Source organism: Fredinandcohnia quinoae, assembly GCF_022427965.1.
Taxonomy (GTDB): domain Bacteria; phylum Bacillota; class Bacilli; order Bacillales; family Bacillaceae_L; genus Ferdinandcohnia; species Ferdinandcohnia quinoae.
The window spans coordinates 57,224-81,724 of sequence record NZ_JAKTTI010000016.1; the positions used below are offsets into that span (position 1 = coordinate 57,224).

The window sequence follows — 24,501 nt, forward strand, 5'->3', positions numbered from 1 at the left end:
TATGCCACTGCACTAGAAATGGCTGCAAGAGCATTTATGATTTCCGGATCGATTGCATTTGGACTCGTTATTTCGGAGGTTATTAATCAAGTTACACGGAAAATAAGTTTGAAGAAACGTAATTAAGTAGTGCTGTGGATATCTACTCTTGAAAAAAGGAATGAATGCCATGAAGCCAACAATTAAAGATATTGCGAGATTAGCAAATGTTTCGATTACAACTGTTTCTAGAGTATTAAATGGTCATCCTTATGTTGCAAAGGATAAGCGAAAAAAGGTTGAGGAAGTTATTCAACAATTGGATTATAAGCAAAATACAAATGCGATACATCTAGTTAAGGGGAAGACGAATACGATTGCGGTGATTGTCCCTTATATTAATCACCCTTTTTTCCAAACCCTTGTTGAAGGAATCATTGAAGAAGCGATTCAAAGTGGATATACACCTTTATTATGTCCTACTAATTATGATCCAAAGCTAGAAATGAATTATTTTCAAATGCTTAGATCGAAACAAATTGATGGAGTCATTCTTTGTTCACGAGCGAACGAATGGGATGTAATTATCCCATTTTTGCAATACGGTCCAATCGTCACCTGTGAATATACGGAGCATGATATTCCATGTGTGTATATTGATTATTATCAAACGTACAAAGACGCTCTTCACTATGTCCACAGCCAAGGCCATACTGAAATTGGATATAGTATCGGTCGGCATATGAGTATGAATACGAAAGAAAGACTACGGGCATATCGAGCTTTTTTGAATGAAACTGGAATCGAACTTAATCCAGATTGGATAGTTTACGATTGTTTTTCAATGGAAGATGGGAAAAATATTGTAAGAGAGTTGGTTAATCTTGATTGTATCCCTTCGGTTATACTTGTGAATGGGGATGAAGTGGCAGCGGGTGTTCTTTTACAAGCAAAAAATGAAAATATATCAATTTCAGTCATTGGAGCAGATAATCAACCGATATCTGAAGTATTGAATATTTCAACAATCGATCAACATATTGAGGAAATAGGAAATATGGCATTTTCATTGTTTAAAAATGGAGGGACTTCAAAAATTCCGATTAAGGCGGAGTTAATCGTACGTTAACAATTAAAAATCCCATCAATTATTAAAAAAGCTTGTACACAAGCTTTTTTTTATTTTCCTCTTGACCTGAAAATGTTTTCATACTTTAGAACAAATGTATGAAGAACATTAGGAGGTTATAAAGTGGAAGAATTTAAGTTCGGGGAGTTTGAGATTGCTACACTTGAGGGTTTGTTTGAAATCGATAACAGTGGTATTCAATATGTCTATGGATCTTTGTTTCTCACGAATAAACGTTTGCTCCTTGTATCTAATCAACCTCTTGGTTTTAAAGAAAGCTATTCATTCTGGTTTAAAGACAAAGAAATACCTAATCTTGATCGGAAACAGCTTAAAGTTGGTAATGAGACAATCTGTTTAAGATGGATTAGGGAAGAGAAGTTAAGTCGTTTTTATCCCCTACTTGATAAAATTATTCGCATATATTGCAAATGAAAGGTGTAACAAGTGGATATTTGTTTCACTTTGTTTAAGAAGCCCCAAAGTGATTCCCAATTTGCCCTGTTACATTACCCGATGATGATGATATAGAAAAAAGAAAGCTTGGAAACAAGCTTTTTTTTCTTCCTCTTAAACTATATATATACAAAAAACTTTATCAGAATAACATATTAGGTGGTAAAATATATATAAAACACCAAATGGTAGAATTTTTATAAACGGTGGAGGTTTATATATGGAAGGTTTTAATAAAAAGGGGATCTTGATAAATAATCGAGTATTTAAGAAAGGTTTAATTTTAAGGACGATTGTAGGGATGGTACTAATGGGGGTAGTTACGGTATTACCATCAACTATCAGTGCAAAACAACAAGTACCGAAATCGGCAGTATTTGATTTGACAGATCAAGCAACAGAATTGATTCGTAATAAAAAATTACATAATGGGACCGTATTGCAATCCTTTGCTTTTGATAACAAAAATAAACATATCTATGTAGTACAATTAATGGAAGGAGGGCAAAGGCTCCGCGGAGAAAATAAAAAGGTAAGTGGTGAAACTAGGTCCTCAAATGGGGACTTAACACTGACTAAGTTGGATATGAAAGGGAATAAATTAGGCTATATGTTCCTAAAGGGATTTGGTCATGGTGTGCAAATTGGTGTAGAAACTGTTGGTATCACACCGTATTTATGGACGGAGACAGATTCAAAGGCTGGATGGGGAACTCAGCTTGCGAGATTTAAATTTAGGAATGGGGCTGTATTGACTCCTAATTCATCTGCGGTAGAAAAGCATAGACTCATAGAAGGAGCTAATCGTACAACCGTTAATATTGATCCTATCAATAAGCTGTTAACAATGCGTTATCAGTTAGGCGGATCTTTTCGTTTCGGAGTATATGATTTAGATGATGTCAAACAAGGTAAATATACTCCTCTAGCAGATGTCCCACAACCACCCATGGGGATATTCCAAGGCTTTGCTTCTTATGGCGGGTATTTATATTTGTTAGATGGTAGTGCATATGGCAATAATGGTTCAGTTAAGCCAAACGGAAATACATATATTACATCGGTAGATTTAAATACTGGTAAAGTTGTAGAAAGAAAGCTTTTCAAGGGTGGCAACAATCTCACATTTAGGGAACCAGAAGGATTGGCCATACGTATTCCAGATTTAAAACATCCTAACAAGGCACATTTAAGTGTTGGTTTTGCTTCTAATTCCAGCCCAAAAAGGTTGAGCAATATTTATTATGTAGATAAACTTGTTCCCGGAAAAAGTAAGTAGAACTAAATTTATTTCCCATGTACATATACTTTATAGAAGATAGGTGTTAACCCAATTAATTAACACCTATCTATACCATTATTTTAATTCCTCTTTTAAAATTCCATAGTAATGAAGGTCAACTGATTTGCCCCATTTTATAACATGATTGCGAAGGGTGCCTTCATGCTTCATACCGATTTTCTCCATAATTCTCCATGAGCCAGGATTATCAGTAAAAGCCGCAGCAAAGACTTTTTGTAGGCCAAATTCATCAAACCCATATCGAATGACAGCTTTTGCTGCCTCTGTTCCATAGCCTTTTCCCCAATAGGGTTTTCCAATCCAATAGGCAAGTTCTCCTCGTTTATGTTCGGTATTGTTTCCAATACTCATCGTTCCAATCAAAGATGAAGAGGATTTTTCGATAATTGCAAATGTGGCCATTTTGTTTTCCTTTTCTGCTTCTAGCATACTCTTAATAAATGGAGCTGCAGATCCTTCAGGGTACGGATGGGGAATATTCAATGTTGTTTTTGCAATATCATAGTCGCTTGCTAATTCCTCAACTCGCTCAGCATCCTCTATCTTAAGTGAACGAAGTAAAAGTCTCTCTGTCTCTATCCTTTTCATTATGTAAACCTCCTATTAAAATGATTACTAACATTTTATATTCGTAGGATTTGGAATACAATTATAATATTGCATTACATTATATAGAATTGACTCCTCATCCTTGCTTGCATTCTGCAACTCGATTTTCATCTTATCTTCCTCTTTCATTATTTTAATTCTATTATACCGGTGCTCATGTCGGGTGAAACCAAGGGCCAGCAGTCACCATAGGTGTTGAATGGTGCCCTTGTCGGTTGAAACTAGGGGTTAGCGGTCACTATAGGTGTTGAATGGTGCCCATGTTGGGTGAAACCAGGGTCTGGCGGTCACCATAGGTAGCGAATGGTTCCCGTATCGGTTGAAACTAGGGGTTAGCGGTCACCATAGGTGTTGAATGGTGCCCATGTTGGGTGAAACTAGGGTCCGGCGGTCACCATAGGTAGTGAATGGTGCCCATGTCGAGTGAAACTAGGGGTTAGCGGTCACTATAGGTGTTGAATGGTTCCCGTGTCGGTTGAAACCGGGGTCCATTGGTCACCATAAGTCCAATAGGGGCTCCTAGAAAAGACATATGTGAATGATTCATTAGCGATAAATCACTTTAAAATAAAATAAGGTGAGCCGATATGTTCGGCCACCTAATTTGATGTTTATAGTACAAATTCTTTAAATGGTAGATAAAAAACTGGATAATTTTCTAGCTGTTCAAAGCCTACTTTTTTCGCAATCGCAACCGAGTCTTTGCGAAAATCCTCTGTTGTCCAATGTGGAGTACCACCGCGTTGCAGACACTCATCAATAAATTTTCGTGCCATAGCAGTCGCAAGCCCCTTACCACGATGCTCTGTCTTGTATGTATTAATTCCGATTTCGTATTCGTTCTTACTTACAAAGACTGAAATACAGGAACCAATAACTTCAGACCCTTTCACGACAACGAAACCAAATCCCTTTTCGAAAAACATCTCAAGCGAATCCCAAAACTTTAAAATTTCATCTCGTATGACATTCTCGGAATCCTGTTCGATGACTGAATCATCAATTTGCATTACCTTATACCCATCGTTAATCTTCATTTCGCAGCGTTTATACCAGTCCTTATGAAAAATGAAAGGTACCCGTGCACCCTGGCTTAATTTCACATATTTAAAAATAGAAGCAATGGATTCGTCCCATTCATGATTCGGAAAAATTTCTAAGTTAAAATAGTCCTCTCCATTTTCAAGAGCTTCAGTTCTTATGTTAGATGCAATGAATGGCTCTAACTCCTCATTAAATCGCTGATTCCTGATATCCCCAACGAGAAAAAAGATCTCATTTTTTGCCCAAATGAATGCAGTTTTTGGCGAGAAGGGGTGATCAACAAAAACCGAGCCGAGATTATTTTTATTTATAACTCCGTTTATTACAGGGTGGTCTTCAAGACTAGGGAATAACGGCTTTACGTTGTGAAATTCTTCAGGTTTTAATGTATATATCATGTTCTACTTCCTCACAATCTGTATTGTATTTTGCTTCATAGAAAAACAATCAATACAGAAATGCATTACGTCTATTCGCTACAAAACACCCCCTTGAAAATTTGCTACTATTATATTCTGTAAATAAAATATAAATCCCTTTTAATCCAATATGAAATGTAATTCTGATTTGGTAATTAGAAAAATAAAGTTGGCTACATTGCATTCCAGTGGCTAACGCCGAATTAAAATCCGTAACGGCGAATTCTGGACGCTACCGCCGAATTAAATTCCGTAACGGCGAATTCTGGACGCTAACGCCGAATCCCTTCCTCTAAATAGCGAATTAACAAAACAAAATGGGATGTGAGCAGTGGTAGATCGGACATCCTGTTTTATCCTATAAAGATTTCTCCAGTTCAAACCAATACGTACAAAGAGTTTCCAAGCCTTTATCGAAATTTTCTAGGTGGAAATGCTCGTTTGGCGCATGGAAGTTTTCAGTAGGCAAACCAAAGCCCATTAATACGATTGGTGCGTGTAATACCTCATCTAATGTTGCGATGATTGGTAAGGAGCCGCCACCACGAGTATAAGAGGTTGGTACACGATACACCGCTTCATATGCACGGCTTGCCGCTTGAATGGCAGGATGGTCAAATGGTGTTACATATGGTGCGCCTTTATCAAACACAGTGATATCCACTTCAACACCAGCTGGTTTGTTCACCTCGATATGCTGCTTTAACAGTTCAACAATTTCATCAGGATCCTGGTTAGGTACAAGGCGACATGTGATTTTTGCATGGGCCTCCGCCGGAATAACTGTTTTGATTCCATCACCTTGGAATCCACCATAGATTCCATTCACATCAAGTGTCGGACGGACCCAGGTTCTTTCAAGATAACTGTACCCTTTTTCTCCATAAAGGGCGGGTACACCTAATTCTTGTCGCTGCTTTTCCTCATCAAAGTTAAGATCTGAAAATGCCTGTTTCTCTTCATCAGTCAGAGATAGCACCTTTTCATAAAAGCCCTCAACGATTACTTCCCCATGCTCATTATGGAATGAATTGACCAATTGAACGAGAGCATTAATCGGATTGTGAATGCCACCGCCATACAGTCCGGAATGTAAGTCACCATTCGCACCCTTCACATCAATTTGAAGGCCGCATAATCCGCGAACCCCATAACATATCGTTGGCTTCCCGCGCTCCAGCATGCCAGTATCTGAAATCACAATTACATCTGCTGCTAGAAGCTCTTTGTTTTCTTCGACAAATGCAGGTAAATTAGGACTTCCTACTTCTTCTTCACCCTCGATACAAAATTTGAAATTAAGAGGTAAAGCCCCTTCTGTCTTGAAAATGGCCTCCAATGCTTTCAAATGCATAAAGGTTTGCCCTTTATCATCACTAGCTCCCCTCGCATAAAGCTTTTCATCTCGGATATCAGGTTCAAACGGAGGGCTGTCCCATAAGTGAAGCGGGTCAACTGGTTGTACATCATAATGTCCATAGATAAGAATGGTCGGTTTCCCTTCTGCATGCAACCAATCCCCATATACAACCGGATGTCCTTTTGTAGGGTAGATCGTTACATTCTCCATCCCGATTTTTTTCAAAGCTGCTGCAACCCAAGATGCACCATGGCTGACATCTTCCTTATGATTAGGTAATGCACTAATGCTTGGAATAGAAAGCAATTCAAAAAGCTCATTTAAATGAGCGTCTCGATTTTCTTTTAGATAGGTTTGGATATTATCGTTAATGTTGAAGCCTCCCTAAAATGTTGTATGTATAATATATTTCGTCGCAAATCTTATGTATTCCTTCATTTCCTAAAAATTCATTCATACAATTGAATATCAACAAAATATAATTTTATATATATTGTTTTAATTTGAAATGATATTTCATATAAAAGTATTAATCTACTTTCATTGTAAAAATATAAGGGGGTTATGAAGTATGAAAAAATTTAGAAAAACATGGTTAGTCGTTCTTTTTGCATTCATTTTAGTATTAGCCTCAGCTTGTTCAAAGGATGAGGGGGCATCTGGAAAAACAGATGACAATGATGGTGATGGCAAAGGGAAAGAAACTGTAACATTAACAATTGGAAGCTGGAGAACTGAAGATACTGCAGCGTATGCGAAGGTTATTGAGGCGTTCAATAAAGAAAATCCAGATATTAAAGTAGAATTTAAGCCTTCAAAGAATACAGAATACAATACGATTCTTAACACAGCATTACAAAGCGGAGAAGGTCCAGATATTTTCCACCTACGTCCATATGCACCTGGTATTGCACTAGCAGATGCTGGTTTTGTTGAACCGTTAGATGGATTAGAAGGACTAGATGCATTCCCAGAGGAATTTTTAGCAGCTTCCAAAGGATCTGACGGAAAGCAATATGGTGTACCACTTAACTTAAGTACGACCCAAATGTTTTATAATAAAAAGATTTTTAAAGAATTAGGATTAGATATTCCAAAGACTTGGGATGAGTTTATCTCGTTAAATGAAAAAATTAAAGAAGAAGGTATTACTCCGATTGCGTTAGGTTCAAAAGAAGGTTGGTTATTATCAGCGGCTCACGGTATGTTTGGACCAGCACATTATGGTGGCAATGAATTTGTAGATAAAATTACTGCAGGTGAAACTGATTTTACAAGTACTGAATTTATTAATTCAATTAAAGCAATGGATGAACTAAAAACATACTTCCCTGACAATTATGAAGGACTTGGTATGGAGGATATTCGGACATTATTTTTTACTGAGAAAGCTGCCATGTTCCCTATGGGAAGCTGGGAAATTGAAGTTGTGCGTAGCATGAACCCTGATCTAGATTTTGGATTCTTCCCAATGCCTTCTGCAGTTGGAAAAGATCCGACAATTACAGCCTGGGTTGATGGATCATTTGCAATTAACGCAAATTCTAAGCATAAAGATGAAGCAAAGAAATTTCTGCAATTTTTAACAACAAAAGAATTTGGGGAGTTATTTACAAAGGAATTTAAAATGATAAGTGCCATTCCAGGAGTACAATCCGAGGATGAACTAGTAAATGGGTTAAGTGAAGCTGCAAATACAATCTCAACCCCTTATATGTTTGTTGTTCATTTTGCTAGTGGTAATCCAACTTCAAAAGCAACATTAGAACTTGAGCTTCAGGGGATGTATCTTGGTGAGCAAACACCTGAGGATGTAGCTAAAAAGGTTCAAGAAAGTGCAGAAACATGGTTCGAACCGTTTCAATAAGAAAAGCGTAAGCGCCTTGTGAGACTCAAACAAGCACAGGTGCTGGATATAAGAACTGGTAAGGTGGCGGTGAATATGCGAACAGAAATAAGTACTAATGTAAGTAAGCAGACTAAACATAGGAAGCGGAAGGGATGGAAAGTCCATCTTTTCCCTATTCCCGCCCTAGTTATCTACGGCTTATTTATAGTATATCCCCTACTTGCAGCTCTTTCTTATAGTTTCTTTGATTGGAACGGGATTAAGAAGGGTGTTTTTATTGGTCTAGCAAACTATAAGGACCTTTTTACTCTTCAACCATTTAGCGGGATGTTTTGGAATGCGTTCGAGCATAATATTTTATATTTTATCGTGCAGATGATTGTTCAGAATGGAATAGCATTCTTACTTGCGTTCATTATTTATAAAAAAATTCGAGGTGCAGAGTTCTTCAAAATTGCATATTTCCTCCCGAGATTATTGTCAGTCATTATTGTGGGGTTTTTATGGAAGTTAATTATGAATCCTAACTTTGGTGCACTGAATGTTATTTTAGGAAAGTTTGGATTTGATTCACTTCAAAAGGCATGGTTGGGTGATCCGAAGACAGCTCTTATTTCTATTATTTTAGTAAACTGTTGGTTTGGAATTGGGTTTGCAGTATTGATCTTTTTAGCAGGTTTACAATCGATTCCGAAAGAATTGATAGAAGCTGCTACATTAGATGGTGCAAAGGGATTTAAGATGTTAAAAAGAATAATACTGCCACTTATGATGCCCTCGATCATGATTTTGACAGTGTTAACATTCATTCAATCTTTCGAAGCATTTGAACTTGTATATGCAATGCAAGGTTCTCAAGGTGAACCATATCGTTCAACTGATACGTTAGCTGTATATTTTTACCGTCTAGCATTTGGTGGATCTACAGGCGATTCTACAGCAATTGGACTCGGATCAGCTCTAGCTGTTGTATTATTTGTCTTTATATGTACATTTACAGCGATCTTGTTAAAGATTATGCAGAAAAAACAAGTAGATATGTAGGGGGGATATAAGGTGAAACAAACGATATGGACTAGACCCATTTATTATATGATTGCCTTTTTGTTTGCCTCTATAAGTCTATATCCAATCATACTAATGATTCTTTCATCCTTCAAACCAAGTGCGGAAATATTTATGAATCCACTATCATGGCCTAAAAGCTTTAGTTTAGAGCCTTATCAAAAGCTTTTAGATCAAATTCCATTTATGACTTATTTTTATAATAGTGTTTTTGTGAGTGTGACTTCTGTTTTACTCATTTTAATCACAACTTCATTAGCAGCATTTTATATTGCAAGGTATACATTTTGGTGGAATAATCTATTATTTTTCTTCTTTTTAATGGGGATGATGATCCCAATCAAATTGGGAATTGTACCACTGTTTCTTTTAATGAAGGATTTAGGTTTAACAAACTCTTTGTGGTCACTCATCATGATGTATACCGCACAGGGAATTCCACTTTCTATTTTAATCTTAACTGGATTTTTCAGAACAATGCCTACAGAGCTTGAGGAAGCAGCACGGATTGATGGTGCGACAGATTTACGGATTTTATGGAATGTCGTCCTACCGCTGATGAGACCGGCATTAGGTACAGTAATGATTATTAATTTTATTCAGGCATGGAATGACTTCTTTTTCCCATTAATCTTCATTACAGATGAGATGAAAAAGACAATCCCGGTCGGTATGTTGTCGTTATTTGGAGAGTATTCCGCGGACTGGGGAGCATTGTTCGCTGGATTGACCTTGTCCTCTCTCCCGATGATTATTTTATTTTTTGTTGCGTCAAAGCAATTTATGGATGGACTGACAGCAGGAGCGGTTAAATAAGTGGTATTATTTTTTCTTCAAATAGTTCGTTAGCACTAAAAAATGAGATGACAAAATTTAAAATCCATAAGATTGAAATGAAATTTTACCTATATTTCTAAAAAATTAAAATATTATGTTGACCTCTTATAAATCTAGTACATATACTTATAGTAGATTACTAGTTAAAAAGGAGTTTGAGGTCAACTCCAATCAAAAAAGAAAGCGGTATCATATTAAAAATCATTAAGGAGGTTTTTGAAGTGTTTATGAAAAAGGGGAAAAGAATCGTTTGTCTTCTAGCTATCATTGGATTAGTATTCAGCATTTTTCCACAAGCATTTTTTGGACAAGCAAATGCTTCTGCAGAAAGGTCATGGGACTTATATTCAGAAAAAATTATGGCGAAGGATACAGGTAACTTAACACTTGAGTTAGAGCTCCATGGGGAGTTTAAACTTGCTAAAAATGTTCAAATTACACAAGAAGTTAATGGTAAAAAATACAAAAAGACACTTAATGATGTAAGAGTAGGTGCGGAAAATATTTCTGTAAGAGTTAATCATAAAAATGAAATCACAAAAATTAACATTAATGGACCTACACCTGTAGATACGATGAGAGTAGGTATCATGACAACTAACTTTGCTTCTACGGATCACAGTGAAATCAAATTAAGCTCTCCAACCGGACTTGAAGTAATTGATAAGGTAGCAAATCAATCATTTACAATTGCCGCAGAAGAAGTCATTACATTCACAGCTAATTCTCATGCTGTAACTGTTAAGAAGGAAGATGACACAGAGCTAATGACAACTGCAAATCGACTATATGTTAAGACAGAAGAAGCGGGCAAAATTTCAGTTGATAGTATTACGAGAGGAAGTGTTTGGACACCTGTTGATCCATCGTACAGAGGGACATTCGAGATCACTTCCATCTCAGGAGGAGACAAATTAAACCTTATTAACGAAGTGGATTTAGAGGATTATTTATTACAAGTTGTCCCAAGTGAAATGCCTGCGTCATTTGGTCTGAATGCATTAAAAGCACAGGCTGTTGCGGCTAGAACATATGCACTTGGTGATTACTTAAGTGATCGCTTCGCGAAAGAGGGCTATTTTGTCCTAGATAGTGTAATGAGTCAGGTTTACAACAATACTCCTGAAAATGCAATTACATCACAAGCTGTAAAAGAAACGAAGGGAGTTATCATGTTAAGCAATGATGGTAGTTTAGTAGATGCTAGATATTACTCAACATCGGGTGGTTATGGCGCATCTAAACATCAAGTTTGGGCAGATGGTGATGGTTCTTTTCCTGGAGAAGCTGTACCCTATTTAATTGCCCAAAGTCACACGTTTGACCCAAATGATTCTAGCAAAATGCTAGAAATTAATACTCAAGATGAGCAAGAGGTTTTAAGCTTTTATAAAACACTGTCTTATACAGGTTATGATGGTATGTCACCATACTTCAGATGGAAGATAGGTCTTTCAAAGGAAGAATTAGCAAATACAATTAATAAAAATTTAAGTATCAGACAGGCTGCAGACCCGAACTTTGTGTTAACAAAAAATGAAGCTGGTGAGTTTGTGAGTCTACCAATCCCTGCTGAAGGAATTGGTGAATTTAACAATATGTATGTAGCTAAACGCGGCGATGGCGGAAATATTATGGAGCTTGTTATTGAAGGCTCAACAGGCACATACAAAATTATTAAAGAATATAATATTAGGTTTACAATAAGACCAATGTCTTCTGATACTCTAGGAGCGCCAGTACTCATTCACCGTGCGACTGCAGGAAGCGAGGATTACACTGCAGCACCTTTAACGAATTATTCAATATTACCTTCTGCATTCTTTAGCTTTGAATTTGACGAAGAAAATGGAGTTACATTCTTCGGTGGAGGGAATGGTCACGGTGTAGGAATGAGCCAATATGGTGCAGCACACCTTGGATTGAATGAGGGCTGGGCATACGATCATATTTTAAATGCGTATTACCCAAATATGTCACTAACAGACGCGTCTGTATTAAGTGGAAGCTTTAAAAAGTAACGATGAAGACAGACCACTGTTCGAGGGGACAGTGGTTTGTTTTAATTTCGTATTGAAATTTAATTTCATATTATAATAAAATTAATTGAAATTTAATTTCTAAGCGATATAATAAAGATGTAAAATTATTTATTAATTTTGGGGGCTATACATGTCATGTATGTACTAGGGATTGATGGTGGTGGTACGAAAACAAAGGGTGTCATTGCAGATCACCTTGGAAATGTGTATGCGAGTAAAACGGTTGGCGCAACGAACCAGAACGGAGTGGACATTCATACCGTTGAAAGTGAGTTGTCAAATCTATTTACTTCATTAAAAAGCCAGAACCGTGAAGTGTTTTCCAAGTTACACACAATTTTTGCAGGAATGTCAGGGGTAGATCGTCCAGAAGCGAAAGAAGCAATGAAGGAAATCCTGTTAAATTTAGCACCAAGTCATGTAAATATAATGATCGACAATGACGGAATAAATGCACTATATTCAGGCACACTAGGTGCCCCAGGAATCGTACAAATTGCAGGAACTGGCTCCATCACGTTTGGTATGAATCGTAATGGTGAAAGAAAACGCATAGGTGGCTGGGGTTATCTTATTGATGATGAAGGAAGTGGCTATGATATTGGCAGGAGTGCTTTACATGCAGTCTTTAAAGCATTTGACGGACGTGGACCGAAAACAGTCTTAACTGAGATGATTCATCAGCACTTTAATGTAAGTGTGACGCCTGGACTTATTCAGTATATTTATGAGCCTGGTAAGTCTAGGTCAGTCATTGCTCCACTTAGCAAATATGTTTCGGAAGCAGTAGATAAAAATGACGAAGTAGCTAAGGAAATCATCAGTAATGCAAGTGGCAAATTAGCAAATTCAATTGGAAGCTTATGTGGCCAGTTGTTTAAAAATGATAAGAATGAGCAGCCAATTCCTGTTGTGCTAGTTGGAGGGGTTTTTAATCGAGATGATTTATTTTTAAGGAAAATCCATGAGAATGTAAAGATGAATGTGAGATTGATTAAGCCAGAATTAGAGCCTGTAGATGGTGCAGTTATTGCAGCACTCAAGCATGCTAATAAGGAAATAGACCTTATATTCTTAGAAAATATGAAAAGGGTATGAAATAATAGTACAATAATATTAAAATATATCTGATTTTTTATTTTACTTTTATTGTTGGTTTGGTATAATGGTCTCAAATAGAGACTTGAAAATAGTAGACAGTATCGTCAAAAATGGGAGCGAATGTTTTAAAGGATTGGGGGAACCTTAGATGAAATATATACCTTTGGATGCACGGAGATTACCAGAGTTAGTCACTCTATGGAACTCTGCAATTGGTACTGATTTTCCAATGAGAGAGGATCTTTTTAAACAGAACAGCTTCGATGATGAAAATTTATATACAGAAGGTTCATTCATTGCAATTGAAGACGATCAGGTTATCGGTTTTATCATTTCAAAAAGATGGCAAGAAAATATTGAGATTCAAATGAATAGTGAAATTGGCTGGATTCAGGCATTGATTGTTGATTCAAGCAATCGGGGAAAAGGTGTTGGAAGCGCTTTACTTAATAAAGCAGAGATAGCACTTCAAAATAGTGGTTGTAAAAGGATACTTTTAGGCCGTGATCCATGGCATTACTTTCCAGGAATCCCTTTTGAATATGAGTTAGTAAGGAATTGGTTTGAACATAGAGGTTATCTAGCTGCTAATATTGAATCTGACCTGGTGAAACATTATGAAGATGATGAAATAGATGATATACCTGACTTGGAAAATGTACAATTCACTCTTTTAAAAGAGGATGAAAAAGGCCAATTACTGGAATTTCTCCACCGTTGTTTTCCAGGTAGGTGGGAATATGAAGCCTATCATTATTTTAAAAAAGGTGGGACAGGTCGAGAGTTTGTGGTCCTTAAAAAGGGAGATAAAATAATCGGGTTTTGCAGAATTAATGATGCAGCTTCACCGTATATTGCACAAAATGTATATTGGTCCTCCCTGTTTCAAGATGAATTAGGAGGAGTGGGTCCGTTAGGGATTGATTCAGGTGAGCGAAAACAAGGATATGGATTAGCAATTGTTAAGGCAGGTATCGCTTTTTTAAGAAAACGAATGATTCATCATATTGTAATTGACTGGACAGGGTTAACAGACTTTTATGGCCGATTAGGTTTTAACGTTTGGAAAGAGTATCAGCAATATTACAAAGAATTGTAGTCCTTTCTAACAAAACAAAAAATAGCGAATTTAAATACGTAGGAGTGGAAAGGCGTGTCGAAATTGAAAGTCAACATAACAACTTTAACAACAGAGCAGAGAAATAATAGGTCGGGTAATATCGACCAATTGTCAACGCTTGAAATTATAAAACTTATGAATGATGAGGATAGTACGGTTGCTTCTGTCGTTCAAATGGTATTACCACAAATTGAATTGGCGGTTGAGGCTATCTATCATTCTCTTAAGAATAATGGCCGATTATTTTATATCGGAGCTGGAACGAGCGGGAGGCTTGGAGTCTTAGATGCTGCAGAATGCCCACCAACATTTTGTACACCGCCGGATATGGTTCAAGCGATTATCGCTGGTGGGGAGACAGCGATGTTCACGGCCGTTGAAGGTGCAGAAGATAGCAAGGAACAAGGAGCGATTGACCTAAAAGCTAGAGGATTCACTAAATCAGATGTTCTCGTCGGTATCGCAGCAAGTGGAAGGACTCCTTATGTAATCGGGGCTTTACAATATGCACAAAAATTAGGGTCATCAACCATTTCTCTAGCCTGTAATGAAAACGCTGAAATTAGTCAGTACGCAGATCATAAAATTGAGGTTGTTGTAGGTCCCGAAATTCTTTCAGGCTCAACACGACTAAAATCAGCAACAGCACAGAAGATGATTCTCAATATGCTTTCAACGACAACGATGATTAAGCTTGGAAAGGTATATGACAACTTAATGGTTGACCTTCATGCAAGTAATTTGAAGCTAGTTGAAAGGTCAAGACGAATTGTGATGGAAATAACAGGAGTTACGTATGAAGAAGCGCAAAAGATTTTAGATGAAACCAATCAAAAGGTTAAGCCTGCAATTGTCATGCTAATGGCTGGAGTATCGGCTGAAAAGGCGAATGAGGTAATTGAGCAAGCAAATGGATTTACTAGAAAGGCAATCGAGCTAGCAAAAGAAGGGAAGTAAGGTTTGTATGAAACAACAAGTTCTAGATTTCCTTCAACAAGAAATTGATCAAGAGCATATTCCTGGTGCAGTCATCCATGTCTCCTATCAAAATAACGTTTTATTTCAGGAAGCAATCGGAAATCGGGTAGTATTCCCTAAAAAGGAAGAAATGAAACGAAATACTATATTTGACCTTGCTTCCTTGACAAAGGTGGTTGCAACACTTCCTATTATATTGAAATTAATGGAAGATGGGAAATTGCATCTAGATGATAAGGTCGGGTACCATTTACCTCGGTTTGAAACGAATGGTAAATCGGACATCACGATAAAACAGTTGTTAACGCATACATCTGGTCTACCTGCACATTATGAATATTTTCGTGAATCATTAAAGACTGAGCAAATTTTGGAACGCATATATAATGATCAACTGATAGCTGAGGCTGGCAAAAAGGTAATTTATAGTGATCTAGGCTTCATTACACTTTATAAATTAATAGAAGCAGTTACAGATGAAAAATTTGAAGCATATATCAAACGTGAATTATTCGACAAATTAGATATGCATGAAACGGTATTTCAACCAACCTTTGAAAGACAAAGGTATGCAGCAACTGAATATAGCGATGCGTTGAAGGATTATAAACACGGAATCGTTCATGATGATAATACTGAGAGTATGGGTGGCATAAGTGGTCATGCTGGTTTGTTTTCAACCATTCAAGATTTAGCGAATTATGCTTCTATGATTGAAAATGATGGTGTTTTTCGGGGGAACCGAATTTTATCAAAGCGATCATTACAAATAGCAAAAATGAATTATTCTCCTTTCAGTCACGAATATCGGGGGTTGGGTTGGATATTAAAAAGCCCAATACATTCGAGTTGCGGCGACCTTTTTTCAACCAGCTCTTATGGTCATACGGGCTATACGGGAACGAGCATCTGGTTTGATCCAGATATTCAGCTCCATGTCATTTTATTAACGAACAGGGTTCATTTTGGTAGAAAAGATCCAATCCTTCGATTAAGGCCTAGGTTACACAATATGATACGTTCACATTTCTAAAGGGCGGGGGGAAAATAACATGGTAAATAAAATTCATTTAATGCTAATCGGAGCACATTGTGGTGATGTTGAGCTTCAAGCTGGTGCAATTGCCCATAAATATGCAAAAGCAGGTCATGAGGTTACATTTCTTCATTTAACGGCAGGGGAAAAGGGAACACCTGCAGGCTTAAGTGTTGAGGATTATCGTGAACAAAAAATAAAAGAGGCAGAAAAAGCAGCTGCTATTTTAGGAGCAAAGAGTATTACGCTTGATTATAAAGACGCAGAATTAAAGGACGATGATGACACCATCTCGCATGTAGCAACTCTATTTCGAGAACTAAAACCAAATGTTGTCATTACACATTGGGAAAATAGCATGCATCCAGATCATGCACTGTGTCCGAAAATTGTGCAAGCAGCATGGTTAAAAGCTGCTCTACCAGGTTTTGACCTTGATGGACTTTCTCCACATTCATTGACGAGAATGTTCCATAGTGAGAATTGGGAGGATATGGAGGGTTACCTGCCTGATATATATGTAGATGTTACAGATGAGTTTGATAAGTATCTTGAAGCATTGTCCCAATATTGGTTCATTATGAATTCTAAGGACTTCCGATACTATGATTATTACAAGGCATTAGGAACGATGAGAGGGTGCCTAAATCGCACAACATATGCGCAAACCTTGAAGTTTCCAACAGGAGCAAATGTTAGGAAAGGATCAATTATTCCTGGATTTGAGTTATAAACATTGAAGAAAAGAGGTGCTTAAAATTGACAAGCTTACGGGAAAAAGTCGGGCAACTGATGGTCATTGGCTTTAAAGGAACAACGGCTTCAGAGGAAATAAAGGAATTGATAAGAGAACATCATGTAGGGGGGATTATCCTATTTGGACGGAACATTGGGACTCCCGAGGAAATTTTGAATGTAACGAATGAGCTTCAAAGGGTAGCGAGGGATGCAGGTCACAAAAAGCCACTACTTATTTGTTTAGACCAAGAAAATGGAGTAGTTCGGCGACTGGGAGAAGGGACAACTATTTTTCCTGGAGCAATGCTATTAGGAGCAACGAATGATCCAGAAAATGCGTACAAGGTAGGATTAGGTACTGGAAGAGAGCTAAAAGCGCTTGGAGTCAATTGGAACTTAGCACCAGTGTTAGATGTGAATAATAATCCAGACAACCCGGTTATCGGAGTGCGTTCATATGGTGAGTCAACTAAGAAAGTATCAGAGTTTGGAAAAATGGCCATGAAAGGTATGCAAGACGCGGGAATCATGACAACATTGAAGCACTTCCCAGGTCATGGCGATACAAATGTAGATTCACACTTAGACTTACCGGTTATTTCACATTCAATTGAACGTCTTGAAGAAATTGAATTGAAGCCATTTAAAGATGCGATCCATGAAGGTGCTGATACAATCATGTCAGCTCATGTATATTTTCCAGCAATTGAGGACACACCTGGGGTCCCGGCCACTTTGTCAAAGAAGGTTATTACCGGACTTCTTCGTGAAAAGCTTTGCTTTGACGGTGTTGTAACAACAGACTGCATGGAAATGAATGCGATTGCAAATACAATCGGCACTGCCAATGGCGGTGTTGAAGCGGTTAAAGCTGGTGTTGATTTAATTATGGTGTCCCATCTTCACAATCTACAAAAGGATACAATCAATGCAATTGTTGCAGCTGTGGAAGCTGGAGATATTAACGAGACAATAATCGATGCAGCAGTTAGTCGGGTTTTACGATTAAAGGATAAATATCTGAATTGGGATGAATTGAATCTTGACCAAGTGGCTGTTGTGCCATCTGTAGTTGGCTGTATCGAGCATGAAGCAGTAGCTACTGATATTTATAAAAAGGGTGTAACAATCGTTAAAAATAACGGAATCCTCCCATTAACACCAAATGGTGAACAAAGAGTGCTTGTTGTTTATTCGGAAAATAAATATACGATGCAAGTTGAGGATAAACGGTATTCTTCTATGTTTCTGGGACAATCAATAAAAGAAATTGATTCCCGTGCTGATGTTTTAGAGTTATCAAATCCACCTTCTGCTGATGAAATCAAAGATGTTGCTCTTAAAGCAAAGGCTTATGATGCAGTTGTCATTGGAACTTTAACAGTATTATCTGGTGATGCCCAAGTTAAGCTGGTAGAGAAAATATACGAAACCGGAGTCCCGGTTGTAGTTGTTGCAACAAGAAGTCCTTATGATATGGCGTATTTACCAGATGTACATGGGTATGTGTGCACATATGAATTTCCATATCCGGCACTTAAAATGGCTGCCAAAGCGATCTATGGTATCGAACAGGTTACAGGTCGTTTACCAGTGACAATCCCAAAAGATGCTGTGAAATCCTAAAGAGGGGGCGATGATAGATGGTTAATCAAAAATATGTTGTTGGCCTGATGTCTGGAACATCTTTAGATGGAATTGATGCCGCTCTTGTTTCGATTAGTGAAGAGGCAGGAAATATAGAGGTAAGACTCATACAATTTACTACTCTTCCATATTCAGATGTCATTAGAGGGAAAATTTTGCAGCTTTGTGATCCAAAAACTGCCCACATTGAAGACATTTCGGCAATGAATATGTTGCTCGGTGAATTATTCGCAGATGCGGCTCAAAAGGTAGTAGTAGAGGCAAACATGACGATGAGAGAAATAGATATGATCAGTTCACATGGTCAAACCATTTTTCATCAACCTGAAAATCTTGAAATTGATGGACATCAAGTCACATCAACTCTTCAAATTGGAGATATTGCAGTCATCGCAGAAAGAACGGGTGTAATGACAATTGGTGACTTCCGAACTAGGGACATGGCAGCTGGTGGTCAAGGAGCGCCTTTGGTACCATATGCTGATAATCTCTTATTTAGAGAAGAAAACCATGGACGTGTATTAGTGAATATTGGTGGGATTGCAAATATTACCGTATTACCGCCTAAAAATAGCGATAAAAGTGTACTTGCATTTGATACAGGACCAGGAAATATGATAATTGATGCATTTACAACATGGGCAACAAACGGTGTCAAAACATTTGATGAAAATGGAGACATTGCCGCTAATGGTCAAGTGCATGAGAACTGGCTCAATGAGTTACTCTCACATGAGTTTTTTAAGCAATCACCACCGAAAAGCACTGGTAGAGAGCAGTTCGGAATGGAGTATGCCCGAAAGCTTTGGGATCAAATGGGTCAACTCTCAAATGCAGATAAAATAGCAACCATTACAGAGTTAACATCTAGGAGTCTTGCAGCCGATATTTCTAGGTTCATAGAGGATTATCAACTTAAGGAAGTATTTATCAGTGGTGGGGGTTGGCATAATCATACATTAAGAAATAGCTTGAAAAGCATGTTGCCAGACGACATTACAATTGACAGTACAGACGCTCTAGGTATTCAAGGTGATGCAAAGGAAGCAGTTGTTTTTGCATTGCTTGGTTACCAATGTTCTATGAAACGCTCCAATAACCTACCATCTGCAACTGGTGCTACGAAGCCTGTTGTGATGGGGAAAGTTGCATTTTAGTGATAAGACTATTCGTGATACTGAAGGGGGGCGAGGGACAAGCAAAACATTTTGTAACAGGTTGTTGGGTCTTTTCAAAAGTGAAATTATTAGGATTATAACTAAGGGGGAAAACCAATGAAGAAATTGTTTAGCCTTTTACTTGTTGCTATATTGTGTATTGGTGTTTTAGCAGCATGTAATAAAGACAAAGATAGCGCAGAAGGTAAGGATGACAATGGAAAGCCTTGGACAGGTACAATTACAGTATGGGATGGTCCACGTTGGCCGGATAAAGATGATAACAAATACCACTGGATGGAAGCAAAAATCAAAGAATTTGAAGCAGCACACGAAGGTGTTAAGGTTAAGCTAGTTCAAGTACCTTGGGCAGAACTTCCTGACAAATTAGGTGTTTCAATCGCTGGTAAATCGTGGCCGGATGTTGCCCCTGTTGATATTAGCGGGAGCGCAGTAAGTATTGACCATGTTGAACAAGGTGTTGTCGAATCAGTAGATGACCTTTACACAAAGGATGAATTGAAAGACTTTTATCCAAATGCACTTGATGCTTATACATTTGATGGAAAACTATACGGTGTACCAAACTCGATGACTGTTCACACAATGCTTTTAAACCTTGATCTTTTCAAAGAACGTGGAGTTGAGCCGCCTGCAAATGGTGAGTGGACTTGGGATGAATTTTTAGAAACTGCTGAAAAACTAACATTTGACCGTGATGGCGATGGTAAAATTGATGTATATGGTTTCTCAACTTACATCATGCCTGGTTATTATGAAGCATGGCCTTTCTTCTATATCAATGGTGGAAGCCCGTTAAGTGACGATCTATCTGAATTTACATTTAATTCACCAGAAGCAGTTGAAGCCATTCAACAACTTGCTGACTTAAAACTTAAGGATAAAGTATCTCCTGAATCATCTGGTGGCCAAGATGTTGGTGGTACATTCCAAGCATGGGCTAATGAAGAGCAAAGAACAGTTGCAATGCAGCCTTGGGCAACATGGGCAATTGGTGCAGCACAAGGTAAATATCCAACTAATTTTGCGGTAGCTAACTATCCAACTGGAAAAACAGGAGATCCTGTTACAATCGGTGGTGTAGGTGGTTGGACAATGTTCCACCAAGAAGAAGCAGGTAAAAAGAAAATGGTTGGAGAATTTATCAAACATATTTCTTCAACTGATGAACAATATACAATGGCAACAGAATATGGTACTTTCCCAGCACGCATAAGCTCTGCTGACAAGGATCCATACAAAGATAATCCAGAAATGGCACGTGCACAAGAAATGTCTTCACAAGTTGTGATGCTTCCACGTCACCCTGAGTGGAAAAAGATTGATGAAGCGATTCAAACAGAGCTTCAACTAGTATTCAATGGTGAAAAGACAGCAAAACAAGCAATGGATGATGCTCAAAAGAAAGTTGACGAATTACTAAACTAAGATGCAGCATGTTTGGCAGACCCTCCAAACTGGAGGTCTGCCAGGCTTTAAAGAAAGTGGGGGAATTAATTTGAAACCCGTTCAGCAAACTGCTAACACAATAGATTTCAAAAAACCATCATTATTTACCCAAATAAAAAAGAATTATCCCGCCTATTTATTTTTACTTCCAAAATTAATCCTGTTTGTAGCATTTATTGCGATACCGGTTGTATGGGCATTCGTTTTATCCTTCCAGGAATATAAGATTTTTGGAAGTGAGTGGGCTGGCCTTGATAACTATATTAAAGTTTTTAAAAGTAATGCCTTTTACGATGCATTAGGGAATACTTTTCTTTTTACGGTTGTTACCGTTCCTTTTAACGTTATAAGTGCACTTATCATTGCTTCTCTCATTCATCCACTTGGTAAAATGGCTCAAAGCTTTTTTCGTGGGGCATTTTACCTTCCAACGGTAACGTCAATGGTTATCGTTGCGATGGTTTGGCGTTGGATGTATAACTATGATTTCGGATTATTTAACTATGTATTAGGCTGGTTTGGAATGGATCAGGTTAACTGGTTAGGACAATCCTCTACAGCGCTATGGTCACTCATTATCATGCAATGCTTAATTCCTTTTGGTGTTGGGATTATTCTATATCTCGCATCAATGGGGTCCATATCAAATGCATTATATGAAGCAGCGACAATTGATGGTGCGAATAGCTTCCAAAAATGGTACCGCATTACGTTACCTTTATTGAAGCCTTCGACACTATATCTAGTGTTATTAAGTACAATTGGGTCATTCCAGGTATTTACCCAGATTATTATGATGACAGGCGGAGGACCTGGTACATCAACGGAGACGCTTGTTCATCTCATCTATAAAACTGGATTTAGAGACTTTGAATTCGGATATGCGGCTGCACAATCAGTTGTACTATTCTTTATCATTTTAGTATTTTCAATCATTCAATTCCGTGTACTTCGGTACGATGAATAGGAGGGGAACCATATGCAAAAATTAAATAAATTAGTCATCTATGTGTTATTACTTATATTCTCAGTCGTTTCCCTCTTGCCATTGTATTGGGTATTTAGTACATCCTTACAATTAAGCAGTTATCAGGATGAAGACTTAGAAAGATCTGTATCCTATGTTGATTCAAATCCACCGAAGATGTATCCGATGGGGATCCCGGAGTATTTTGAACACTGGGGAAAAGCAAGAGATGCTGATAAGGCTGGAGATGTGGAAGCCGAAGTGTATCATCGTGATATTATGCGTGAAATTGTGAAGGATAGCTTCTCTGGTTTCGTAACATTATTTAAAAAGAATAATATTGGTATTTGGTTCTTAAACAGTGCTTATATAGCGATTGTTGTTACGATTGGTATTCTATTATTTGACTCAATGGCAGGCTATGTTCTTGCCAAAAAGAATTTCCCGGGGCGAAATCTAATATTCTATGCCATCGTAGGTACGATGATGATTCCAGGACAGGTAACATTGGTGCCTTTATTCATGATGGTTAAAAATCTAGGAATCATGGACACGCATTGGGCGCTTATTTTCCCTGATTTAGCGATGGTATTTGGAGTATTCTTAATGAGACAATTCATGTACTCCGTTCCGAATGAGCTCTTAGATGCTGCAAAAATAGATGGTGCTGGCGAATGGAAAACATTTTGGAAAATCGTTCTTCCATTGGCACGACCAGGCTTGGCTGCACTAGGAATCTTCACCTTCATGAATGTGTGGAATTCATTCCTATGGCCAATCATTGTCCTAAATGACGCAAACCTATACACATTACCAGTAGGATTGAAGTCCCTGCAGGATGCAAACCTAGCAAGCTTTAAACTATTAATGAGTGGTGCGGCTATTGCATCAATTCCAATGATTATTGTATTCATCATGTTCCAAAAGCACTTTGTAAAAGGCTTAACATTAGGTGGAGTGAAGGAATAATAATAGTAATCTAAAAAAGAGAGAATACCTTCTCTCTTTTTTTGAAAGAAGGTTTTAGTGTATGAAAATTGGTCTTGATAACTTCCTAGAGAATCACGTACAAAAATTTAAAGGAAAACGGATTGGTCTCGTTACGAATATGACAGGAGTTAATCAGTCCCTGACTCCGACCATCGATCTTTTCCATGAACATCCTGATATCCACCTTGCAGCCCTTTATGGTCCTGAACATGGAATCCGTGGAGATGCAAAAGAGGGCGAAAAGGTAGAGTCATTTGTTGACCCTTATACGAAGGTTCAGGTGTATAGCTTATATGGAGCGTCAAAAAAGCCGAGTAAAGAAATGCTTGATCCGGTTGATGTTATCTTTTTCGATTTACAGGATATTGGAGCAAGGTACTATACGTTTATTTATACGATGGCATATGTCATGGAGGCATGTGCAGAACAAGGAAAGCATTTTGTTGTATTAGACAGACCCAATCCGATTTCAGGTACGATAATTGAAGGTAATTTAGTAGCGGAAGAGTTCAAATCATTTGTGGGATTATACCCAATCCCGAATCGGCATGGGATGACAGTTGGAGAAATTGCACAAATGTATAAGTACGAATTTGGGATTAATTGTGAACTGACAGTAATTCCAATGGTGGGCTGGAATCGAGATATGTACTATGACGAAACTGGCCTTTTTTGGGTGCCGCCGTCACCAAATACAACGGGAATTGATATGAGCATTTTGTATCCAGGCACATGCTTAGTTGAAGGTACAAATTTATCAGAGGGTAGAGGAACAACTCGACCATTTGAGTATGTTGGCAGTCCTTATGTGGATGGATACCGTCTTGCTAAGGCTTTTAATGCAAAAAAGCTACCAGGTGTGCTTGCACGTCCGACTTCTTTCATTCCAACATATCAGAAGCATAAGGAGCAGATTTGTGAGGGAGTACAGCTTCATCTTGTGGATAGAACGGCTATACATTCTTTAGCAACGGGCTTGGCATTATTAGAAACAATTGCAGAGATGTATCCGAATGACTTTGAATTTGTTCAATTCGGAGAAAAGAAAAGGTATATGTTTGATTTACTTGCTGGTACAAATGAATTACGTGATTTAATTGTGCGTGGGAAAACAAGTACATTCTTAGAGGGATGCAGGGTTCAAGAAGAGGCATTTAGAAAGCAGCGGGAACCTTATTTATTGTATAAATAAGACAAAGGGGAAT

21 protein-coding genes are annotated in these 24,501 nt (G+C 37.9%); 18 read left to right on the plus strand and 3 right to left on the minus strand.

The annotated features are described in order from the left end of the window. The first annotated feature begins 148 nt into the window (after positions 1-148). From MJG50_RS11415 to MJG50_RS11425, 3 genes are all read left to right on the plus strand, one after another. The gene (locus MJG50_RS11415) at positions 149-1,108 is read left to right on the plus strand and encodes a LacI family DNA-binding transcriptional regulator (protein ID WP_240255861.1); all 960 of its coding nucleotides are present in this window, start codon (positions 149-151) and stop codon (positions 1,106-1,108) included. Between the two features lie 123 nt (positions 1,109-1,231). Further along, positions 1,232-1,543, plus strand: coding sequence for a hypothetical protein (locus MJG50_RS11420; RefSeq protein ID WP_240255862.1), 312 nt, complete (start codon positions 1,232-1,234; stop codon positions 1,541-1,543). A 241-nt stretch (positions 1,544-1,784) separates the two neighbouring features. After that, entirely contained in the window at positions 1,785-2,843 is a 1,059-nt protein-coding gene (locus tag MJG50_RS11425; RefSeq protein ID WP_240255863.1) for a phage baseplate protein, read from the plus strand. Between the two features lie 78 nt (positions 2,844-2,921). On the opposite strand, the gene MJG50_RS11430 is transcribed toward MJG50_RS11425, so the two are convergent. The 3 genes from MJG50_RS11430 to MJG50_RS11440 all read right to left on the minus strand — a co-directional run bounded on the left by MJG50_RS11430 (position 2,922) and on the right by MJG50_RS11440 (position 6,671). Then, positions 2,922-3,455: a GNAT family N-acetyltransferase gene (locus tag MJG50_RS11430; RefSeq protein WP_240255864.1), complete on the minus strand. Its 534-nt coding sequence runs from the start codon at positions 3,453-3,455 to the stop codon at positions 2,922-2,924. A gap of 632 nt (positions 3,456-4,087) precedes the next feature. Continuing rightward, the gene (locus tag MJG50_RS11435; RefSeq protein WP_240255865.1) at positions 4,088-4,918 is read right to left on the minus strand and encodes a GNAT family N-acetyltransferase; all 831 of its coding nucleotides are present in this window, start codon (positions 4,916-4,918) and stop codon (positions 4,088-4,090) included. Between the two features lie 379 nt (positions 4,919-5,297). Then, a complete protein-coding gene (locus MJG50_RS11440; RefSeq protein ID WP_240255884.1) occupies positions 5,298-6,671 on the minus strand; it encodes a dipeptidase in 1,374 nt (457 codons plus the stop codon). Positions 6,672-6,870: 199 nt separating this feature from the next. Between MJG50_RS11440 and MJG50_RS11445 the strand changes: the two genes are divergently transcribed. The 15 genes from MJG50_RS11445 (at position 6,871) to MJG50_RS11515 (ending at position 24,488) form a co-directional block, all read left to right on the plus strand. Then, positions 6,871-8,166 (plus strand): ABC transporter substrate-binding protein, encoded by a 1,296-nt coding sequence (locus MJG50_RS11445; RefSeq protein WP_240255866.1) that lies wholly within the window; start codon positions 6,871-6,873, stop codon positions 8,164-8,166. A 75-nt stretch (positions 8,167-8,241) separates the two neighbouring features. Continuing rightward, positions 8,242-9,192 carry a carbohydrate ABC transporter permease gene (locus tag MJG50_RS11450; RefSeq protein ID WP_240255867.1) on the plus strand — a complete coding sequence of 317 codons (951 nt, stop codon included), beginning with the start codon at positions 8,242-8,244 and terminating at the stop codon, positions 9,190-9,192. A 12-nt stretch (positions 9,193-9,204) separates the two neighbouring features. Next, positions 9,205-10,029, plus strand: coding sequence for a carbohydrate ABC transporter permease (locus MJG50_RS11455; RefSeq protein WP_240255868.1), 825 nt, complete (start codon positions 9,205-9,207; stop codon positions 10,027-10,029). Positions 10,030-10,277: 248 nt separating this feature from the next. Next, on the plus strand, positions 10,278-12,071 hold the full coding sequence (locus MJG50_RS11460; RefSeq protein WP_240255885.1) for a SpoIID/LytB domain-containing protein: 1,794 nt from the start codon (positions 10,278-10,280) through the stop codon (positions 12,069-12,071). Between the two features lie 156 nt (positions 12,072-12,227). After that, entirely contained in the window at positions 12,228-13,190 is a 963-nt protein-coding gene (locus tag MJG50_RS11465) for an N-acetylglucosamine kinase (protein WP_240255869.1), read from the plus strand. Positions 13,191-13,341: 151 nt separating this feature from the next. After that, positions 13,342-14,292 (plus strand): GNAT family N-acetyltransferase, encoded by a 951-nt coding sequence (locus MJG50_RS11470; RefSeq protein WP_240255870.1) that lies wholly within the window; start codon positions 13,342-13,344, stop codon positions 14,290-14,292. Positions 14,293-14,346: 54 nt separating this feature from the next. After that, positions 14,347-15,270 carry an N-acetylmuramic acid 6-phosphate etherase gene (murQ, locus tag MJG50_RS11475; RefSeq protein WP_431307276.1) on the plus strand — a complete coding sequence of 308 codons (924 nt, stop codon included), beginning with the start codon at positions 14,347-14,349 and terminating at the stop codon, positions 15,268-15,270. A gap of 7 nt (positions 15,271-15,277) precedes the next feature. Continuing rightward, the gene (locus MJG50_RS11480) at positions 15,278-16,324 is read left to right on the plus strand and encodes a serine hydrolase domain-containing protein (RefSeq protein ID WP_240255871.1); all 1,047 of its coding nucleotides are present in this window, start codon (positions 15,278-15,280) and stop codon (positions 16,322-16,324) included. A 19-nt stretch (positions 16,325-16,343) separates the two neighbouring features. Continuing rightward, positions 16,344-17,060 (plus strand): PIG-L deacetylase family protein, encoded by a 717-nt coding sequence (locus tag MJG50_RS11485; RefSeq protein ID WP_240255872.1) that lies wholly within the window; start codon positions 16,344-16,346, stop codon positions 17,058-17,060. 26 nt (positions 17,061-17,086) lie between these two features. Then, complete coding sequence (gene nagZ / locus MJG50_RS11490; protein ID WP_275695588.1) at positions 17,087-18,691, plus strand: beta-N-acetylhexosaminidase; 1,605 nt, start codon at positions 17,087-17,089, stop codon at positions 18,689-18,691. Positions 18,692-18,708: 17 nt separating this feature from the next. Then, a complete protein-coding gene (locus MJG50_RS11495; protein ID WP_240255873.1) occupies positions 18,709-19,869 on the plus strand; it encodes an anhydro-N-acetylmuramic acid kinase in 1,161 nt (386 codons plus the stop codon). Between the two features lie 117 nt (positions 19,870-19,986). Further along, a complete protein-coding gene (locus MJG50_RS11500) occupies positions 19,987-21,318 on the plus strand; it encodes an ABC transporter substrate-binding protein (RefSeq protein ID WP_240255874.1) in 1,332 nt (443 codons plus the stop codon). 1 nt (position 21,319) lies between these two features. Beyond that, positions 21,320-22,306, plus strand: coding sequence for a carbohydrate ABC transporter permease (locus MJG50_RS11505; protein WP_240255875.1), 987 nt, complete (start codon positions 21,320-21,322; stop codon positions 22,304-22,306). A 12-nt stretch (positions 22,307-22,318) separates the two neighbouring features. Continuing rightward, positions 22,319-23,275: a carbohydrate ABC transporter permease gene (locus MJG50_RS11510; protein ID WP_240255876.1), complete on the plus strand. Its 957-nt coding sequence runs from the start codon at positions 22,319-22,321 to the stop codon at positions 23,273-23,275. Positions 23,276-23,336: 61 nt separating this feature from the next. Beyond that, positions 23,337-24,488: an exo-beta-N-acetylmuramidase NamZ family protein gene (locus MJG50_RS11515; RefSeq protein ID WP_240255877.1), complete on the plus strand. Its 1,152-nt coding sequence runs from the start codon at positions 23,337-23,339 to the stop codon at positions 24,486-24,488. Positions 24,489-24,501: the final 13 nt, after the last annotated feature.

Excerpts from the sequence above, each read along its gene's own strand:
- MJG50_RS11425 (WP_240255863.1), top strand. The coding sequence starts at position 1,785 with ATGGAAGGTTTTAATAAAAAGGGGATCTTGATAAATAATCGAGTATTT.
- MJG50_RS11430 (WP_240255864.1), bottom strand. The coding sequence starts at position 3,455 with ATGAAAAGGATAGAGACAGAGAGACTTTTACTTCGTTCACTTAAGATA.
- MJG50_RS11435 (WP_240255865.1), bottom strand. The coding sequence starts at position 4,918 with ATGATATATACATTAAAACCTGAAGAATTTCACAACGTAAAGCCGTTA.
- MJG50_RS11445 (WP_240255866.1), top strand. The coding sequence starts at position 6,871 with ATGAAAAAATTTAGAAAAACATGGTTAGTCGTTCTTTTTGCATTCATT.
- MJG50_RS11450 (WP_240255867.1), top strand. The coding sequence starts at position 8,242 with ATGCGAACAGAAATAAGTACTAATGTAAGTAAGCAGACTAAACATAGG.
- MJG50_RS11460 (WP_240255885.1), top strand. The coding sequence starts at position 10,278 with ATGAAAAAGGGGAAAAGAATCGTTTGTCTTCTAGCTATCATTGGATTA.
- MJG50_RS11465 (WP_240255869.1), top strand. The coding sequence starts at position 12,228 with ATGTATGTACTAGGGATTGATGGTGGTGGTACGAAAACAAAGGGTGTC.
- MJG50_RS11470 (WP_240255870.1), top strand. The coding sequence starts at position 13,342 with ATGAAATATATACCTTTGGATGCACGGAGATTACCAGAGTTAGTCACT.
- MJG50_RS11480 (WP_240255871.1), top strand. The coding sequence starts at position 15,278 with ATGAAACAACAAGTTCTAGATTTCCTTCAACAAGAAATTGATCAAGAG.
- MJG50_RS11485 (WP_240255872.1), top strand. The coding sequence starts at position 16,344 with ATGGTAAATAAAATTCATTTAATGCTAATCGGAGCACATTGTGGTGAT.
- MJG50_RS11495 (WP_240255873.1), top strand. The coding sequence starts at position 18,709 with ATGGTTAATCAAAAATATGTTGTTGGCCTGATGTCTGGAACATCTTTA.
- MJG50_RS11500 (WP_240255874.1), top strand. The coding sequence starts at position 19,987 with ATGAAGAAATTGTTTAGCCTTTTACTTGTTGCTATATTGTGTATTGGT.
- MJG50_RS11505 (WP_240255875.1), top strand. The coding sequence starts at position 21,320 with ATGCAGCATGTTTGGCAGACCCTCCAAACTGGAGGTCTGCCAGGCTTT.
- MJG50_RS11510 (WP_240255876.1), top strand. The coding sequence starts at position 22,319 with ATGCAAAAATTAAATAAATTAGTCATCTATGTGTTATTACTTATATTC.
- MJG50_RS11515 (WP_240255877.1), top strand. The coding sequence starts at position 23,337 with ATGAAAATTGGTCTTGATAACTTCCTAGAGAATCACGTACAAAAATTT.